Raw genomic sequence first — 14,121 nt, 5'->3', positions numbered from 1 at the left:
CCGGTGACGCCACTCGACAAGCCGACCACGCCGGAACCGGGCGCCGCGCCCGCCGACGACCAGAGCGCGGTCACGCAGGCGGCGCTCTTCGACGCCTTCGGCGGCATCCGGGGCACCGTGGAGACGATGCTCCCGGGCCTGCTCTTCGTGATGATCTACACGATCAACAAGGACGTGAAGATGTCCGCCATCGCGGCGGGCGTCGTCGCGGTGCTGCTGGTGGTCGTCCGCCTGGCGCGCAAGGACACCGTGAAGCACGCCTTCAGCGGCGTCTTCGGCGTCGGCGTCGGCGTGGCCTTCGCCCTCTTCACGGGCAGCGCCAAGGGCTTCTACCTGCCGGGCATGATCTACGGGGTCTGCCTGGGCCTGGCGTTCACCCTGTCGGCGCTGGCCGGGTTCCCGCTGCTGGGAGTGATCCTGGGGCCGGTCTTCAAGGAGAACCTCTCCTGGCGCACCCGCAACCCCGGGCGCAAGAAGGCGTACGTCAAGGCCAGCCTGGCCTGGGGGCTCATCTTCCTGGCCAAGTACGCGATCCTCTTCCCGCTGTACTGGTGGGGCGACGAGACGCAGCTGGGCTGGGTGCTGATCGCGCTCAAGCTCCCGCCGATGGTCCTGGCCGTGTACTTCACCTGGGTCTTCCTGGCGAAGGCGCCGCCGCCGATCGACGTGATCGCCGAGTACGAGGCCGAGGAGGCCGCGCAGGAGGCCGCCAAGGCGGCGCAGGCCGGGCAGCCGGGGCAGCCGGCCCAGCCGACGCAGCCGGGGCAGTCCGGCCGGCACAAGCGGGTCTGAGACGCGGGAAGGGGGCGGGGCGGCCATCCGGTCGCCCCGCCCCCTTCCCGTGTGCGCCGCCGGCTAGTGACGGGCCTGGAGGAGGTCCTCCAGCTGCTCCTCGCGGGCCTGGGCGGCGACGAAGAGGAGCTCGTCGCCCGGCTCCAGGGTCTCCTCGCCGTGCGGGGTGAGCACCCGGTTGCCGCGGATGATCGTGACCAGGGAGGTGTCCTCCGGCCAGGAGATCTCGCTGATCTGGGTGCCCGCGACCGAGGAGTCGGCCGACAGGGTCAGCTCCACGAGGTTCGCGTCGCCGTGGCTGAAGCGCAGCAGCCGGACCAGGTCGCCGACGCTGACGGCCTCCTCGACCAGCGCCGACATCAGACGCGGCGTGGACACCGCGACGTCGACGCCCCAGGACTCGTTGAAGAGCCACTCGTTCTTCGGGTTGTTCACGCGGGCCACCACCCGCGGGACCCCGTACTCGGTCTTCGCCAGCAGCGAGACGACCAGGTTCACCTTGTCGTCGCCCGTCGCGGCGATGACCACGTTGCAGCGCTGCAGCGCCGCCTCGTCGAGCGAGGTGATCTCGCAGGCGTCGGCCAGCAGCCACTCCGCCTGCGGCACCCGCTCCACCGAGATGGCGGTCGGCGCCTTGTCCACGAGGAGCACCTCGTGGCCGTTCTCCAGCAGCTCGCCCGCGATGGAGCGGCCCACGGCCCCGGCTCCGGCGATCGCGACCCTCATGCGTGTGCCTCCTCGGGGCCCTCGGCGAAGACCGCCTCGACCTTGTCGATCTCGTCCGTGCGCATCATCACGTGGACGAGGTCGCCCTCCTGGAGGACGGTCTGCGAAGTCGGCAGCATCGCCTCGCCCAGGCGGGTGAGGAACGCGACACGGACGCCGGTCTCCTCCTGCAGTGTGCTGACCTTGTGGCCTATCCAGGCCGCGGAGGTGTGCACCTCCGCGAGCTGCACGCCGCCGCTCGGGTCACGCCACAGCGGCTCCGCGCCCGAGGGGAGCAGCCGGCGCAGCATCTGGTCGGCGGTCCACCGTACGGTCGCGACGGTGGGGATCCCCAGGCGCTGGTACACCTCGGCGCGCTTGGGGTCGTAGATGCGGGCGGCGACGTTCTCCACGCCGAACATCTCGCGGGCCACGCGGGCTGCGATGATGTTGGAATTGTCACCACTGCTGACGGCCGCGAAAGCGCCCGCCTCCTCGATCCCGGCCTCCCGCAGCGTGTCCTGGTCGAAGCCGACACCGGTGACGCGGCGGCCGCCGAACGAGGCCCCGAGCCGGCGGAATGCGGTGGGGTCCTGGTCGACCACGGCGACCGTATGCCCCTGCTGTTCCAAGGTCTGCGCGAGGGCGGAGCCCACCCTTCCGCAGCCCATAATGACGATGTGCACGGCCGTCCTTCCGGCTGACAGCTGCTCGCTGGTTTCCAGCCTCATTGCATGCTCTGGCTAATCAGGGTCTCAGACCATGGCCCAAGCTACACACGGGCGGTCACCAGTGTGGCCGTTTGGGGTCCGGCAGGTGCTTCATTGGAGGCGCATTGGTGCGGATTAGGGGTACGGGGTTCGTCAGCCACATTTCGAACGCTTACGATCCTCTGCGTGTCCAAACTGACCGACGTGCCCAAACGGATCCTGATCGGCCGGGCGCTGCGCAGCGACCGCCTCGGGGAAACGCTCCTCCCCAAGCGGATCGCCCTCCCTGTGTTCGCATCCGACCCGCTCTCCTCGGTGGCGTACGCCCCGGGTGAGGTACTGCTGGTCCTGTCCATCGCGGGCGTGTCGGCGTACCACTTCAGCCCCTGGATCGCGCTCGCGGTCGTCGTGCTGATGTTCACCGTGGTCGCCTCCTACCGGCAGAACGTCCACGCGTACCCCAGCGGCGGCGGCGACTACGAGGTGGCCAACACCAACCTCGGCCCCCAGGCCGGCCTCACCGTGGCCAGCGCCCTGCTCGTCGACTACGTCCTCACCGTCGCCGTCTCCATTTCCTCCGGCGTCGAGAATCTCGGCTCCGCCGTCGATTTCGTCATCGAGCACAAGGTGCTCTCGGCGATCGTCATGATTCTGCTGCTCACGCTGATGAATCTGCGCGGAGTGAAGGAATCCGGGAAGCTCTTCGCCATCCCGACGTACGTCTTCGTCGGCGCCGTGTTCGTGATGATCGCGTGGGGTGCCTGGCGCGGCCTCGTGATGGGCGACACGATGGAGGCCCCGACCGCCCACCTGGAGATCAAGGCCGAGCACCAGGGGCTGGCCGGCTTCGCGCTGGTCTTCCTGCTGCTGCGCGCCTTCTCCTCCGGCTGTGCCGCCCTGACCGGTGTCGAGGCGATCAGCAACGGCGTACCGGCCTTCCGCAAGCCCAAGAGCAAGAACGCCGCCACCACCCTCGCCCTCATGGGCGGCCTGGCCGTGACCATGTTCTGCGGCATCATCGGCCTGGCCATGGCCACCGACGTGAGGATGGCCGAGGCCCCCGCCACCAACCTGCTCGACAACGGCGTCCCGGTCGGCGAGGACTTCGTCCAGCACCCGGTGATCTCCCAGGTCGCCGAGGCCGTCTTCGGCAACGGCAGCTTCCTGTTCGTGCTGCTCGCCGCGGCCACCGCGCTCGTCCTGTTCCTGGCCGCGAACACCGCCTACAACGGCTTCCCGCTGCTCGGCTCGATCCTCGCCCAGGACCGCTACCTGCCGCGCCAGCTGCACACCCGCGGCGACCGCCTCGCCTTCTCCAACGGCATCGTGCTGCTCGCCGGCGCGGCCATACTGCTGGTGTGGATCTACGACGCCGACTCCACCAAGCTGATCCAGCTCTACATCGTCGGCGTGTTCGTCTCCTTCACGCTGAGCCAGATCGGCATGGTGCGGCACTGGAACCGCCACCTGAAGACCGAGCGCGACCAGGCCGCACGCCGCCGGATGATCCGCTCGCGGGCGATCAACACCTTCGGCGCCTTCTTCACCGGCATGGTGCTGGTCGTCGTCCTCGCCACCAAGTTCACCCACGGCGCCTGGGTCGCCCTGCTGGGCATGCTGATCTTCTACGGCACCATGACCGCGATCCGCAAGCACTACGACCGCGTCGCCGCCGAGATCGCCGCCGACGAGGGCCCCAGCGACGACAGCGTGCGCCCCTCCCGGGTCCACTCCATCGTCCTGGTCTCCAAGGTCCACAAGCCCACCCTGCGCGCCCTGGCCTTCGCCAAGCTGACCCGCTCGGACACCCTGGAGGCGCTCAGCATCAGCGTCGACCAGGCTGAGACCAAGGCCCTGCGGGCCGAGTGGGAGCGGCGCGGCATCAACGTCCCGCTGAAGATCCTCGACTCGCCCTACCGCGAGATCACCCGGCCCGTGGTCGAGTACGTGAAGGGCCTGCGCAGCGAGAACCCGCGCGACGCGGTCAGCGTCTACATCCCCGAGTACGTCGTCGGACGCTGGTACGAGCACCTCCTGCACAACCAGAGCGCGCTGCGCCTCAAGGGCCGGCTGCTGTTCACGCCCGGCGTGATGGTCACCTCGGTGCCCTACCAGCTGGAGTCCTCGGAGCTCGCCAAGCGGCGGGCGAAGAAGCGCCAGGAGTGGAACGCCCCGGGCGCGGTGCGCCGCGGCCCCGTCGACACGCCGAGGCCGCGCCAGAAGGACCCGGCGGGCAAGTAGTCCTGGTGGTGAACGGCCGGAGGAGACCCACGTAAACTGGTGGGTCGGTCCTCCGGCCGTTCTCTTTCCCTTTCTTTCCTTGGAGCCCCCTCACCATGACCGAGCAGAACGAGAAGCAGTCACTGGTCGGGGAGGAGTACGAGGTCGAGGTCGGCCCCGTCGCGCACGGCGGCCACTGCATCGCCCGCACCTCGGACGGCCGCGTCCTGTTCGTCCGCCACACGCTGCCGGGCGAGAAGGTCGTCGCACGCGTGACGGAGGGCGAGTCGGACTCCCGCTTCCTGCGGGCCGACGCCGTCACCGTCCTCACCGCCTCCAAGGACCGCGTCGAGGCCCCCTGCCCGTACGCCGGCCCCGGCAAGTGCGGCGGCTGCGACTGGCAGCACGCCAAGCCGGGCGCCCAGCGCCGGCTCAAGGGCGAGGTCGTCGCCGAGCAGCTGAAGCGGCTCGCCGGGCTCACCCCGGAGGAGGCCGGCTGGGACGGCACCGTCATGCCGGCCGAGGGCGACAAGCTCCCCGCCGGAGAGGTCCCGCAGTGGCGCACCCGCGTCCAGTACGCGATCGACGAGACGGGCCGGGCGGGCCTGCGCAAGCACCGCTCGCACGACATCGAGCCCGTCGACCACTGCATGATCGCGGCGCCCGGGGTCTCGGAGCTCGGGATCGAGAAGCAGGACTGGCCCCAGATGGCGACCGTCGAGGCCATCGCGGCGACGGGCTCGGGTGACCGCCAGGTCGTCCTCACCCCGCGCCCCGGCGGCCGCCTCCCGCTGGTGGAGCTCGACAAGCCGGTCTCGGTGCTCCGCGTCGAGGAGAAGGACGGAGGGGTGCACCGCGTCCACGGCCGCCCCTTCGTGCGCGAGCGCGCGGACGGCCGTACGTACCGCGTCGGCATGGGCGGCTTCTGGCAGGTCCACCCCCAGGCCGCCGACACCCTGATCAAGGCCGTCATGCAGGGCCTGATGCCGCGCAAGGGCGAGATGGCCCTCGACCTCTACTGCGGCGTCGGCATCTTCGCGGGCGCGCTCGCGGAGCGCCTCGGCGAGACGGGCGCGGTCCTCGGCATCGAGTCGGGCAAGCGCGCGGTGGAGGACGCCCGCCACAACCTGGCGGACTTCCCCCGGGTCCGCATCGAACAGGGCAAGGTCGACACCGCCCTCCCGCGCACCGGCATCACCGAGTGCGACCTGGTCGTCCTGGACCCGCCCCGCGCGGGCGCCGGCAAGCAGACGGTCCGCCACATCGCGAGCCTCTCGGCCCGCCGCATCGCGTACGTCGCCTGCGACCCGGCGGCCCTGGCCCGCGACCTGGGCTACTTCAAGGACGCGGGCTACCGCGTCCGCACCCTCCGCGTCTTCGACCTCTTCCCGATGACCCACCACGTGGAGTGCGTGGCCATCCTGGAGCCCGCCGAAAAGGGCCGCTGACCTGGCGTTTCTCTGAGTGTGCGTGATGGGCGTTACGTGCGTTAGGTGCGATATCTCGACGCATGTCTGACGCACGTGACGCACGTTTGACGCACGGACGGGGTGGTTTCTGATGGGTCGTCATGCGCGCTTGGCGACCGCCGGGTGGAGCCCTCGGCTGTGGGACGGTAGGCATCTTGAGGTGGCTGGGGCGCTGGTTGCGGAACTGTTGGCTGCCCCTGCCCCTGCCCCTGCCCCTGCCCCTTCCGCTTCTCGGTAGTGACGTTCTGTGACGCTCGGTGGAGTGTCCGGTCCGTGTTGTGTCAGGGGCCGTAGGGGCTCCAATGCCCGAGAAAAGGCCTGAGGTCGTCGGCTCGTGGTTCGGGGATGTCGGGCAGTCGGGGCGGTGTGCGCAGGGGGTCGAGGCGCTCCACGCGTGCTGCTGCCCAGTCGATCCGTGCTTCGGCTTCGGTTCTGGTAGCTGGTCTTCGAGGGGCGGCCGGGGGTGTCGGCCCATTCGCTCGCCCGGTGCGGCTGGCCGCCGCTGAGGGCGAAGCGGAGGCGTTCGGACGGGGTGTAGTCGAAGCGGGGGATCCTGATCCAAGAGTTCTTCTTGGCCTCGGCGAGCTCCGTCTCGGTGGCGACGTGCTCAGTCCGGTCCTGCTTCTGGAGGACGAGGAACTCCGCGGTCTGGCCCTGCGCGGTGATGGTGAAGTGGGGAGACGCCCTGCGGCGGCGATGGGACGGGGGCGCGAAGCCGGTCTGCCCTGCCGCACTGGAGTGTCCTGCGTTCTCGGTGGCGAGGACCAGCGCCTGGATAAGCCTGAGGGCGCGTCCTTGGTCAGGCCCAGTGGCTGGGGTTCGTTCTGCACGGCTCCGGATCGTTCCATCCCCCGCAGGGTTATCGGTACTTGACCGGTGAAGACCTCCGAAAGGTCGCACAGGTCGCACCGGCGACCGCGGCGGCCCTCCAGGGATCGTTGAACGACCTCACGTCTGCCTAGCTAGGGGGTGTCCGAACCGGGAAGCTGTGCATGGACGGCTCGTGCACCGTTTCAGCAGGTCGGAGCCCCGGGAGCCCGCGGAATTCTCCGACGCCCGCGGTGCACATCAGGCACGGTGATCAGGCGCATCGGCGTGCGTGCCGGTGGTGTTCGCTTTGACGCAAGGGGGCGAAGGCGCCTCATGTTTACCGATGCAGGTGATCTTCGTCGGTGGCGAGGGATGTCAAGCGTGCTGCCCAGGGCGGGTCGGCGCCGGGGACGGAGCAGGTGAGGGCAGCCACGTGTGCGGCGAAAGAGCAGGCGTTGGCGGTGTCATCGAGGGTCAGGGTCTCGAGTCGGCCGCCGAGGTGACCGAGTGTGGTGAGGCGGTGGAGCAGCCCGGCGGTGAAGGAGTCGCCGGCGCCGACGGTGTCGACGACTTCGACGGCCGGTGCGGGGACGGTGACGCGGTGGCCGTCGAGAGAGGCGAGGGCGCCGCGGCTGCCGAGGGTGATGACGACGAGACGGGCTCCGGCCTCGTGCCAGGTGTCGCAGGCCTGCTCGGGAGTGGCTCCGGGAAGAAGCAGGGCGAGGTCGTCTTCGCTGAGACGGAGGATGTCGGCGAGGGCGCACCAGCGGTGGAGTCGCCTGCGGTAGGCGGCGGGCGGCACGAGCAGGGGACGGACATTGGGGTCGATGGAAACGCTGGCGTGTTCGCGTGCGTCGGCGAGGTGGTCCTCGATGTGGCTTCCGCCGGGCCGGCGGATCAGTGCCAGGGATCCGGTGTGCAGGGCGGCGGTGTGCCCGTCCGGTGCGGTGGTCAGTTCCTCGGGCCTCCACTGCCAGTCGGCGGCACCGTCGGCGAAGAACGAGTAGGTGGCCTGGCCGGCCTCGTCGAGGTGGGCGATGGCGAGGGTGCTGGGCTCGGGGGCGTTCACGCTGTCGGTCAGGTCGACGCCGGAGGCGGTGAGGTGGTTGCGGAAGAGGGTGCCGAAGACGTCGTGGGAGATGCGGGCAAGGAAGCGGGTGGGAGTGCCGAGCCGCGCGAGGGCGACAGCCGTGTTGGCGGGGCCGCCGCCGGGGAGGACGTTCAAGGCGAGTTGGGCGCGGAAGGATTGGGAAGCGTCGGTGAAGGCGTCGGCGACGCATTCGCCGATGACGGTGATGCCGCAGGTGGCCGTGCTCATGAAGTGTCTCTCTGCGGGGATGGACATGGGGTGCGCACGCAGGTGCTGGTGCTCGGTCGGTGGGTCAGCCCTTGACGGCGGAGCTGGCGACGCTCTGGACGAACCACCGCTGGAAGAAGGCGAAGACGATCAGGACGGGCAGGACGAGCAGGACGCCGAAGGCGAGGACCTGGCCCCAGTCGACGGGCGTCTGTCCCTGGAAGACGCTCAGTTCCAGCGGCAGGGCGCGGACCGAGGGGTCGGAGACCATGAGGACGGGCCAGAGGAAGGAGCCCCACTGGGTGAGGAAGGTCAGGATGGCGACCGAGGCGAAGACCGGCTTCGACATCGGGACGATGATCGCGAAGAAGGTGCGCCAGGGGCCGGCGCCGTCGATGCGGGCTGCCTCTTCGATGCTGGGCGGGATGGCCCGGAAGAAGGTGGCGAACTGGTAGATGGAGAAGGCGTTGGCGATGAAGGGGATCGCCTGCATGTAGATGGTGTTGCGCTGGCTGTTGAACATGTAGAACAGCGGCACCGCCACCGCTTCGAACGGGACCAGCATCAGCAGCAGGACGAGGGCGAAGACGACGCCCTGACCTTTCCAGCGCAGGCGGGTCAGCCCATAGGCGGCCATGGAGTTGACAATCAGGCCGCCGAGGACGACGACGGTGGACAGGAGCAGGGAGATACCCATGAAGCGCCAGAAGTAGCCGGTGGCGTCCGAGTCGAAGCTGTCCACGACGGCGCTGTAGTTGTCGAAGGAGAGGTGGGTGGGCAGGAAGCCGGCGAGGCCGCTCAGGACTTCGTCGGAGGGCTTGAAGCTGCCGAGGATCAGGTAGAGGACGGGCAGGACGAAGATGAAGGACAGCACGCTCAGGACGGCGTAGTCGAGGAAGCGGCGCAGGGAGTTTCGGGTCCGGGCCATGGGGATCAGTCCTCGTTGCCGGTGCGGACGACGCGGCGCTGGATGAGGGTCAGGGCGACGACAATCAGGAAGAAGACGACGGTGATCGCGGATGCCTGGCCGATGTTGTTCTGGTCGAAGGCGGTGGTGACGGCCTGGTACATCACGGTCCGGGTGGCGTCCTCGTCGAGTCCGCCGCCCTTGACGAGGACGTAGACCTGGTCGAAGACCCGGAAGGACAGCACCGAGGTGAGCATGGCGACGAAGGCGAGGGTGCCGCGGATGCCGGGCAGGGTGACGTGGCGGAACTGCTGCCAGCGGGAGGCTCGGTCGAGTTCGGCGGCCTCGTAGAGCTCGCCGGGGATCTGCTGGAGTCCTGCGAGGAGGATGACCATCTGGAAGCCGACACCTTGCCAGATGGACAGCACGATGATCGAGGCCATGGCGGTCAGACCGTCGCCGAGCCAGTCGAAGGCCCCCCAGTTGCCGAAACTCACCGCGTCCAGGGCGGAGTTGAGCAGGCCGTCGCCGCTGCGGGCGAGGATGAGCCGCCAGATGACGGCGACCAGGGCCATGGGGAAGACGACCGGCAGGAAGAACAGCGACCGGAAGACGCCGATGGCCTTGAGTTTACGGTTGAGTAGGATCGCGAGTGCCAGCGCGAGGCCGGTCTGTACGGGGACCACGACCACGGTGAAGGTGAGGTTGTTCAGCAGGGCCCGCAGGAAGGGGCCGGACATGTCGGGGTCGGTGAACAGGCGCCGGTACTGCTCGATGCCGAAGAAGCGGGGCTGCAGCGGGGAGCCGAGGCGGACGTTGTAGAAGGAGAGCACGACCGCGTAGACGAAAGGTACGCCGACGAAGGCGATCAGTCCGCCGAGGGCGGGCGCGGACATGAGCAGTCCGCGCAGCCCGTCGCGGTTCCTGCGCCCGGGCCGTTCGTGCGTCCGGGAGGTCGATGGCGGGGGCGGTTTCCTGCCTGCGGGGGCGGCGGGTGCGGGGCTCAGGGTGGTCACGGTAGGGGTCCTCTCCCGGCTGCTGGATGCCGGCTATGGCGACTGACCGGCTACGGCAGCTTGTAGCCGTCGTTGTCCGAGAAGTCCTGGTCGATGGCGCGGGCGGCCTTCTCGAGGGCGGCCTTCGGATCGGCCCCGCCGTAGACGCCGGCCAGCGCCTGGCTGAACTTGGCGGTGACCGTGGGGTATCCGGCGGTGACCGGGCGGGTCACGGCGACGCAGGACTTGTCGCTGTGGGAGTCGCCACAGGGCTTGGCGAGTTGGTCGGCGAAGAGCTGGAGCGGGCCACCCTGCTTGTACAGGTCGCTCTTGGCGAGCACAGACGTGGTCCCGGGAGGGGCACCGTTGGCTGTGGTCATCGCGGTGACGTTGGTGTCGTTGAGGAGGGAGTCGAGGAAGGCGCCGGCGGCCTTGCCGTTCTTGGTGTTGGCGCCGATGCCCCACTGCCAGGAGCCCTGACCGGTCTTGGGGCCGTTGCCGAAGTCGGGCAGCGGCAGGACGACCAGGTCGTCGCCGAGGGCCTTGCTGTAGGTGGGGTACATCCAGTGGCCGACCCAGCTCAGGGCAACGCGGCCCTTGGCGAAGGCGTTGCCGTCGGTGTTGGGGTCGGTGTACTTCTTCCAGTCCTGGAACGTCTTCAGCGCCGACGCCACCGCCGGTGTGTCCAGGACGCCTTCCGCCTTGCCGTTCTCCAGCAGCGAGCCGCCGGCCGACCAGACGATCGGGGCGAAGCCGTAGGTGCCCCATTCGTTGGCGTAGCCGCCGCTCTCCTGGAGGTCCAGGCTCTTGCCGTCGGAGTCCTTGGCGGCGAGGTTCGTGACGGCGGCCGTGAACTCGGCCGCGGTCCAGTCGTCGGACAGCCCAGTGGGGTACTTGATCCCGGCCGCGTCCAGAAGCTTCTTGTTGCCGTAGATACCGAGCCCGGAGTCGTACATGCCCAGGCCGTAGTGCTTGCCGTTGATCTCGCCCTGGGCCTTGATGGCGTCCGTGGCATTGGCCATGGTCTTGACGGAAACGTGGTCGTCGATCGCGGCGAGCTTCTTGTTGTAGACGAAGTTCGCCATGGTCGGACCGTCGAACTCCATCACGTCCGGCAGCTTGGAGGCGTCGGTCGCGGTGAGGGTCTTGGTGTAGTCGGTGTCCGGAATCAGGGTCAGCTTGACCTTGACCTTGTTCTGGGAGGAGTTGAACGACTTCACCGTGTTCTGCAGGGCGGTCGACTCACCGGCCTGGCCCTGGTGGGCCCAGACGGTGATGGTGCCGGTGCCGCTTCCGGCCTCGGCGGAGGTGTCGGCAGGGCCGCCCGGCCCGCAGGCGGCCAGCGCCACCAGGGGGGCCAGGGCCAGGCCCGTACATGCGGTGCGGCGGTACTTTCTGCTGATTGAACTCATGGCTGTGCCTCCGTGCTGGGGGGAGTTCGAGGTGCTGTCGTGCTTTACGGGTGTGGGGTTGGGGAGCTATCGCGGGCCGCGCGGGCGCGGCGGGGCGGTGGTCTCGCGCAAGACGAGGCGGATGGGCATCTGCACCTGCGCGACGGGTGGTTCGGCGTCGGGTTCGTCCATCTGGCGCAGCAGCAGCCGGGCGGCCTCGGCGCCCTGCTCGGCGACCGGCTGGGCAACGGTGGTCAGGCCGACCACGTCGGCGAGTTCGTGGTCGTCGAAGCCGACGACCGACACGTCCTCCGGCACCTTCAGCCGGTGCCTGCGCAGGGCGCGCAGGGCGCCCATCGCCATCTCGTCGGACTGCGCGAACACGGCGGTCGGCGGCCGGGCAGTGGCCAGCAGTTCGGTCATCGCCCGCTCGCCGCCCTCGACGGTGTAGTCGCCGTCCGCCTCCAGGGCCGCATCGTGGTCGATCCCGGCGTCGGCCAGGACGTCGAGGTAGGCGTTGCGGCGCTCGATGGGCGTGGTCCAGTGCAGCGGTCCGCTGGACCCGCTGATCATGCCGATCCGGCGGTGGCCCAGGTTCACCAGATGCCGTACGGCGCTCTCGGTGCCGGCCCGGTCGTCGATGCCGACCACGGTGAAGCCGGGCCGGGTTCCGCCGACCGTGGTGGCCAGCGGCACCCCCAGTGAGCGCAGCGCCGCCGACTCCTCCTCATCAGGAATGAGGAGCGTCAGCACCGCGTCCACCCGCTTGCGGACCGGCAGCCTGGTGAAGAAGCGCTTGCGGGTCTCCGGCGAACCCAGGTTGTACAGCAGCACGTCGTACCCGGCGGCGCTGAACACCTTCTCGGCAGCGTCCAGTACGGTGCCGAAGAACCAGCGGCCCACGTACGGGACCAGCACACCAACGGTGTAGGTGCGGCCACTGGCCAGGCTGGAGGCCGAGCGGGACGCGGTGTAGCCGAGTTGCGCGGCGAGGGCCACGATCCGGTCCCGCGCCTCCGCCGACACCCCCGGCCGGCCGCGCAGCGCGCGGGACACGGTGGACGCCGAGACTCCGGCGGCGCGAGCGACATCGGTGATGCTGGCAGTCACGGCGGACTCCTCCCCTTGATTTTCACGTCGGTGTGATCTGTGGGTGACGTGACCGTAAACCCGCGCACCTTGTTGCGCAAGCGTTTGCGTTCATATCTACTTGGGCTCGTCCTTGGGGGACCTTCTTTTTGATCAACGTCAGCGCACGCGTTTGCGCGCTGCGGAGCGACAGGAACTGTGTATGCGATACGCCCCGCCCGGCCTCTGTGTGAACGACTTCGCCCTCCTGCGCGACGAGGACGGCACGTATGTGGTGCTGCACCTGCAGGGACCCTGGACACCAGAGTTCGACCATCTGCGGATGGAGACCTCCTATGGCCGGGCAACCTCCACCGACCTGGTCCACTGGCAGCCCCAGGGCACCGCCTTCGGCAACGGCCTGCCCGGCCGGTTCGACCAGCAGGCCGTGTGGACCATGCACCCCTTGCGGCACGCCGGCGCAATGGCGATGTTCTACACAGGCGTCTCCGGTCTCACCCCGGGTGGCTGGCCACTCCAGTCGGTCGGACTGGCGTACTCCGACCGCACCGACGGCACAGCCTGGCGCCGTCATGGCATCGGGCCGGTCGTCGAAGCGGACCCACGCTGGTACCGCACCGATGAACGCATGGGCTGGCGCGACCCATTCGTCGTACGTGACGACGAGTCGGACGGCTGGGTCATGGTCATCTGTGCCAGCGATGCCTCCCTCCCGGTGGAGGTCAGCGGCTGCGTCGCGCTGGCCACCTCCGACGACCTGGAGCACTGGACCGTCCACCCGCCGCTCATCTCACCCGGTGACGTCGACGAGCTGGAGTGCCCTGTCCTGGAACGCCTCGACGACGGCAGCTGGCTGCTGCTCGGCTCGATCGGCGCCACCCGGGGCTTCGACGCGTGGACCGCCCCCCGCCTCAGGGGCCCCTGGACCCGCCGTGGCCCGCTCGGCCCGACCGGCGCCTATGCTCCGCGCGTGATCGCCGCGCCCGACGGCTCCCGCGTCGTGCTGCACACCACGCCCCGCCGCGCCGGTCTCAGGGACACCGGTGCCAGCTGCCGCGGCATGCTCGCCCAGCCGAAGTCACTTGTGATGGGGGGCGATGCGGCTCCCCGCCTGGAATGGTGGCCCGGCCTGAACACCTGGCTCGGGGAGGAGACCGACCACCCCACCCTGCACGCGGTCGGCGACATCGGCATCACCGGGCCGGTTGAGATCACCCTGCGCACCGACACACCGGGCGGCGACCGTCCCGCCCTCGCCGTGGGCTGCGACGGCAAGAACCTCTGGGTCACCGGCCCCGAGGGGACCCGACTCGGCGAAACCGTCCTGACCAGCCCCGCCGCCACCCTGCGCATCCTCACCATCGGCGAATACGTCGAGGTCTACGCCGACGGCGTGTTCGCCCTGACCACCCTGTGCTACTCCGGGCACCCCGCCCCGTGGACGGCCGCCGCAGAAGGACGCCAACGCACGATGCCGGTCCGCCCGATCCGGCTGCCCGACCCGCACCGCGACGACGCCTCGGCCATCTGGCCCGGCCCCTCGACTCCCTGAGGGACGAGAGCCCGCGCCCAACGGTCAGTTCGGCCTGAACCCACTTCATCGTGATCGGGTCCATGGCACAGACGTCCAGGCGCGTGGTATCCATCAGCAGGTCTCCGCCCGGCCTTGCGGGCCGCAGTTTCCCGTACGCGCCCGGCGGCCTGGCGGCGATGCCCCGGTTGCGCTTCACACTCAG

The 14,121-nt window shown here is 69.5% G+C and carries 11 protein-coding genes; 4 read left to right on the top strand and 7 right to left on the bottom strand.

The genetic code is table 11. The annotated features are described in order from the left end of the window. Positions 1 to 3 precede the first annotated feature (3 nt). Positions 4 to 792, top strand: a complete 789-nt coding sequence (locus ABD973_RS07215; RefSeq protein WP_125822819.1) for a DUF3159 domain-containing protein — start codon at positions 4 to 6, stop codon at positions 790 to 792. A gap of 63 nt (positions 793 to 855) precedes the next feature. On the opposite strand, the gene ABD973_RS07210 is transcribed toward ABD973_RS07215, so the two are convergent. Together ABD973_RS07210 and ABD973_RS07205 are read right to left on the bottom strand one after the other, a co-directional pair. After that, the gene (locus ABD973_RS07210) at positions 856 to 1,518 is read right to left on the bottom strand and encodes a potassium channel family protein (RefSeq protein WP_007267059.1); all 663 of its coding nucleotides are present in this window, start codon (positions 1,516 to 1,518) and stop codon (positions 856 to 858) included. Continuing rightward, entirely contained in the window at positions 1,515 to 2,183 is a 669-nt protein-coding gene (locus ABD973_RS07205) for a potassium channel family protein (RefSeq protein WP_125594763.1), read from the bottom strand. The genes ABD973_RS07210 and ABD973_RS07205 overlap by 4 nt, the downstream gene beginning before the upstream one ends. Before the next feature lie 210 nt (positions 2,184 to 2,393). On the opposite strand from ABD973_RS07205, the gene ABD973_RS07200 reads away from it, so the two are divergent. After that, a complete protein-coding gene (locus ABD973_RS07200) occupies positions 2,394 to 4,448 on the top strand; it encodes an APC family permease (RefSeq protein ID WP_125594762.1) in 2,055 nt (684 codons plus the stop codon). 95 nt (positions 4,449 to 4,543) lie between these two features. Next, positions 4,544 to 5,875, top strand: a complete 1,332-nt coding sequence (locus ABD973_RS07195) for a class I SAM-dependent RNA methyltransferase (protein ID WP_125822820.1) — start codon at positions 4,544 to 4,546, stop codon at positions 5,873 to 5,875. 1,168 nt (positions 5,876 to 7,043) lie between these two features. Here ABD973_RS07195 and ABD973_RS07190 read toward each other — a convergent pair. From ABD973_RS07190 to ABD973_RS07170, 5 genes are all read right to left on the bottom strand, one after another. Next, positions 7,044 to 8,024 (bottom strand): carbohydrate kinase family protein, encoded by a 981-nt coding sequence (locus ABD973_RS07190; RefSeq protein WP_125822821.1) that lies wholly within the window; start codon positions 8,022 to 8,024, stop codon positions 7,044 to 7,046. A 64-nt stretch (positions 8,025 to 8,088) separates the two neighbouring features. Further along, positions 8,089 to 8,931, bottom strand: a complete 843-nt coding sequence (locus tag ABD973_RS07185; protein WP_345499299.1) for a carbohydrate ABC transporter permease — start codon at positions 8,929 to 8,931, stop codon at positions 8,089 to 8,091. Between the two features lie 5 nt (positions 8,932 to 8,936). Beyond that, a complete protein-coding gene (locus ABD973_RS07180) occupies positions 8,937 to 9,926 on the bottom strand; it encodes a carbohydrate ABC transporter permease (RefSeq protein WP_125822823.1) in 990 nt (329 codons plus the stop codon). A gap of 50 nt (positions 9,927 to 9,976) precedes the next feature. Further along, a complete protein-coding gene (locus ABD973_RS07175; RefSeq protein ID WP_345499297.1) occupies positions 9,977 to 11,317 on the bottom strand; it encodes an ABC transporter substrate-binding protein in 1,341 nt (446 codons plus the stop codon). Between the two features lie 66 nt (positions 11,318 to 11,383). After that, positions 11,384 to 12,406, bottom strand: coding sequence for a LacI family DNA-binding transcriptional regulator (locus ABD973_RS07170; protein ID WP_125822825.1), 1,023 nt, complete (start codon positions 12,404 to 12,406; stop codon positions 11,384 to 11,386). A gap of 181 nt (positions 12,407 to 12,587) precedes the next feature. Here ABD973_RS07170 and ABD973_RS07165 point away from each other — a divergent pair, with 181 nt between their 5' ends. After that, positions 12,588 to 13,937, top strand: coding sequence for a glycoside hydrolase family protein (locus tag ABD973_RS07165; RefSeq protein ID WP_125822826.1), 1,350 nt, complete (start codon positions 12,588 to 12,590; stop codon positions 13,935 to 13,937). Positions 13,938 to 14,121: the final 184 nt, after the last annotated feature.

The organism is Streptomyces racemochromogenes (genome assembly GCF_039535215.1).
Taxonomy (GTDB): Bacteria; Actinomycetota; Actinomycetes; order Streptomycetales; family Streptomycetaceae; genus Streptomyces; species Streptomyces racemochromogenes.
The sequence above is the reverse complement of the archived record's forward strand: the minus strand, read 5'-3'. Positions and strand labels throughout refer to the sequence as shown.

Coding starts and splice junctions, on each gene's coding strand:
- ABD973_RS07210 (WP_007267059.1), bottom strand. CDS start 1,518: ATGAGGGTCGCGATCGCCGGAGCCGGGGCCGTGGGCCGCTCCATCGCG.
- ABD973_RS07195 (WP_125822820.1), top strand. CDS start 4,544: ATGACCGAGCAGAACGAGAAGCAGTCACTGGTCGGGGAGGAGTACGAG.
- ABD973_RS07190 (WP_125822821.1), bottom strand. CDS start 8,024: ATGAGCACGGCCACCTGCGGCATCACCGTCATCGGCGAATGCGTCGCC.
- ABD973_RS07185 (WP_345499299.1), bottom strand. CDS start 8,931: ATGGCCCGGACCCGAAACTCCCTGCGCCGCTTCCTCGACTACGCCGTC.
- ABD973_RS07175 (WP_345499297.1), bottom strand. CDS start 11,317: ATGAGTTCAATCAGCAGAAAGTACCGCCGCACCGCATGTACGGGCCTG.
- ABD973_RS07165 (WP_125822826.1), top strand. CDS start 12,588: ATGCGATACGCCCCGCCCGGCCTCTGTGTGAACGACTTCGCCCTCCTG.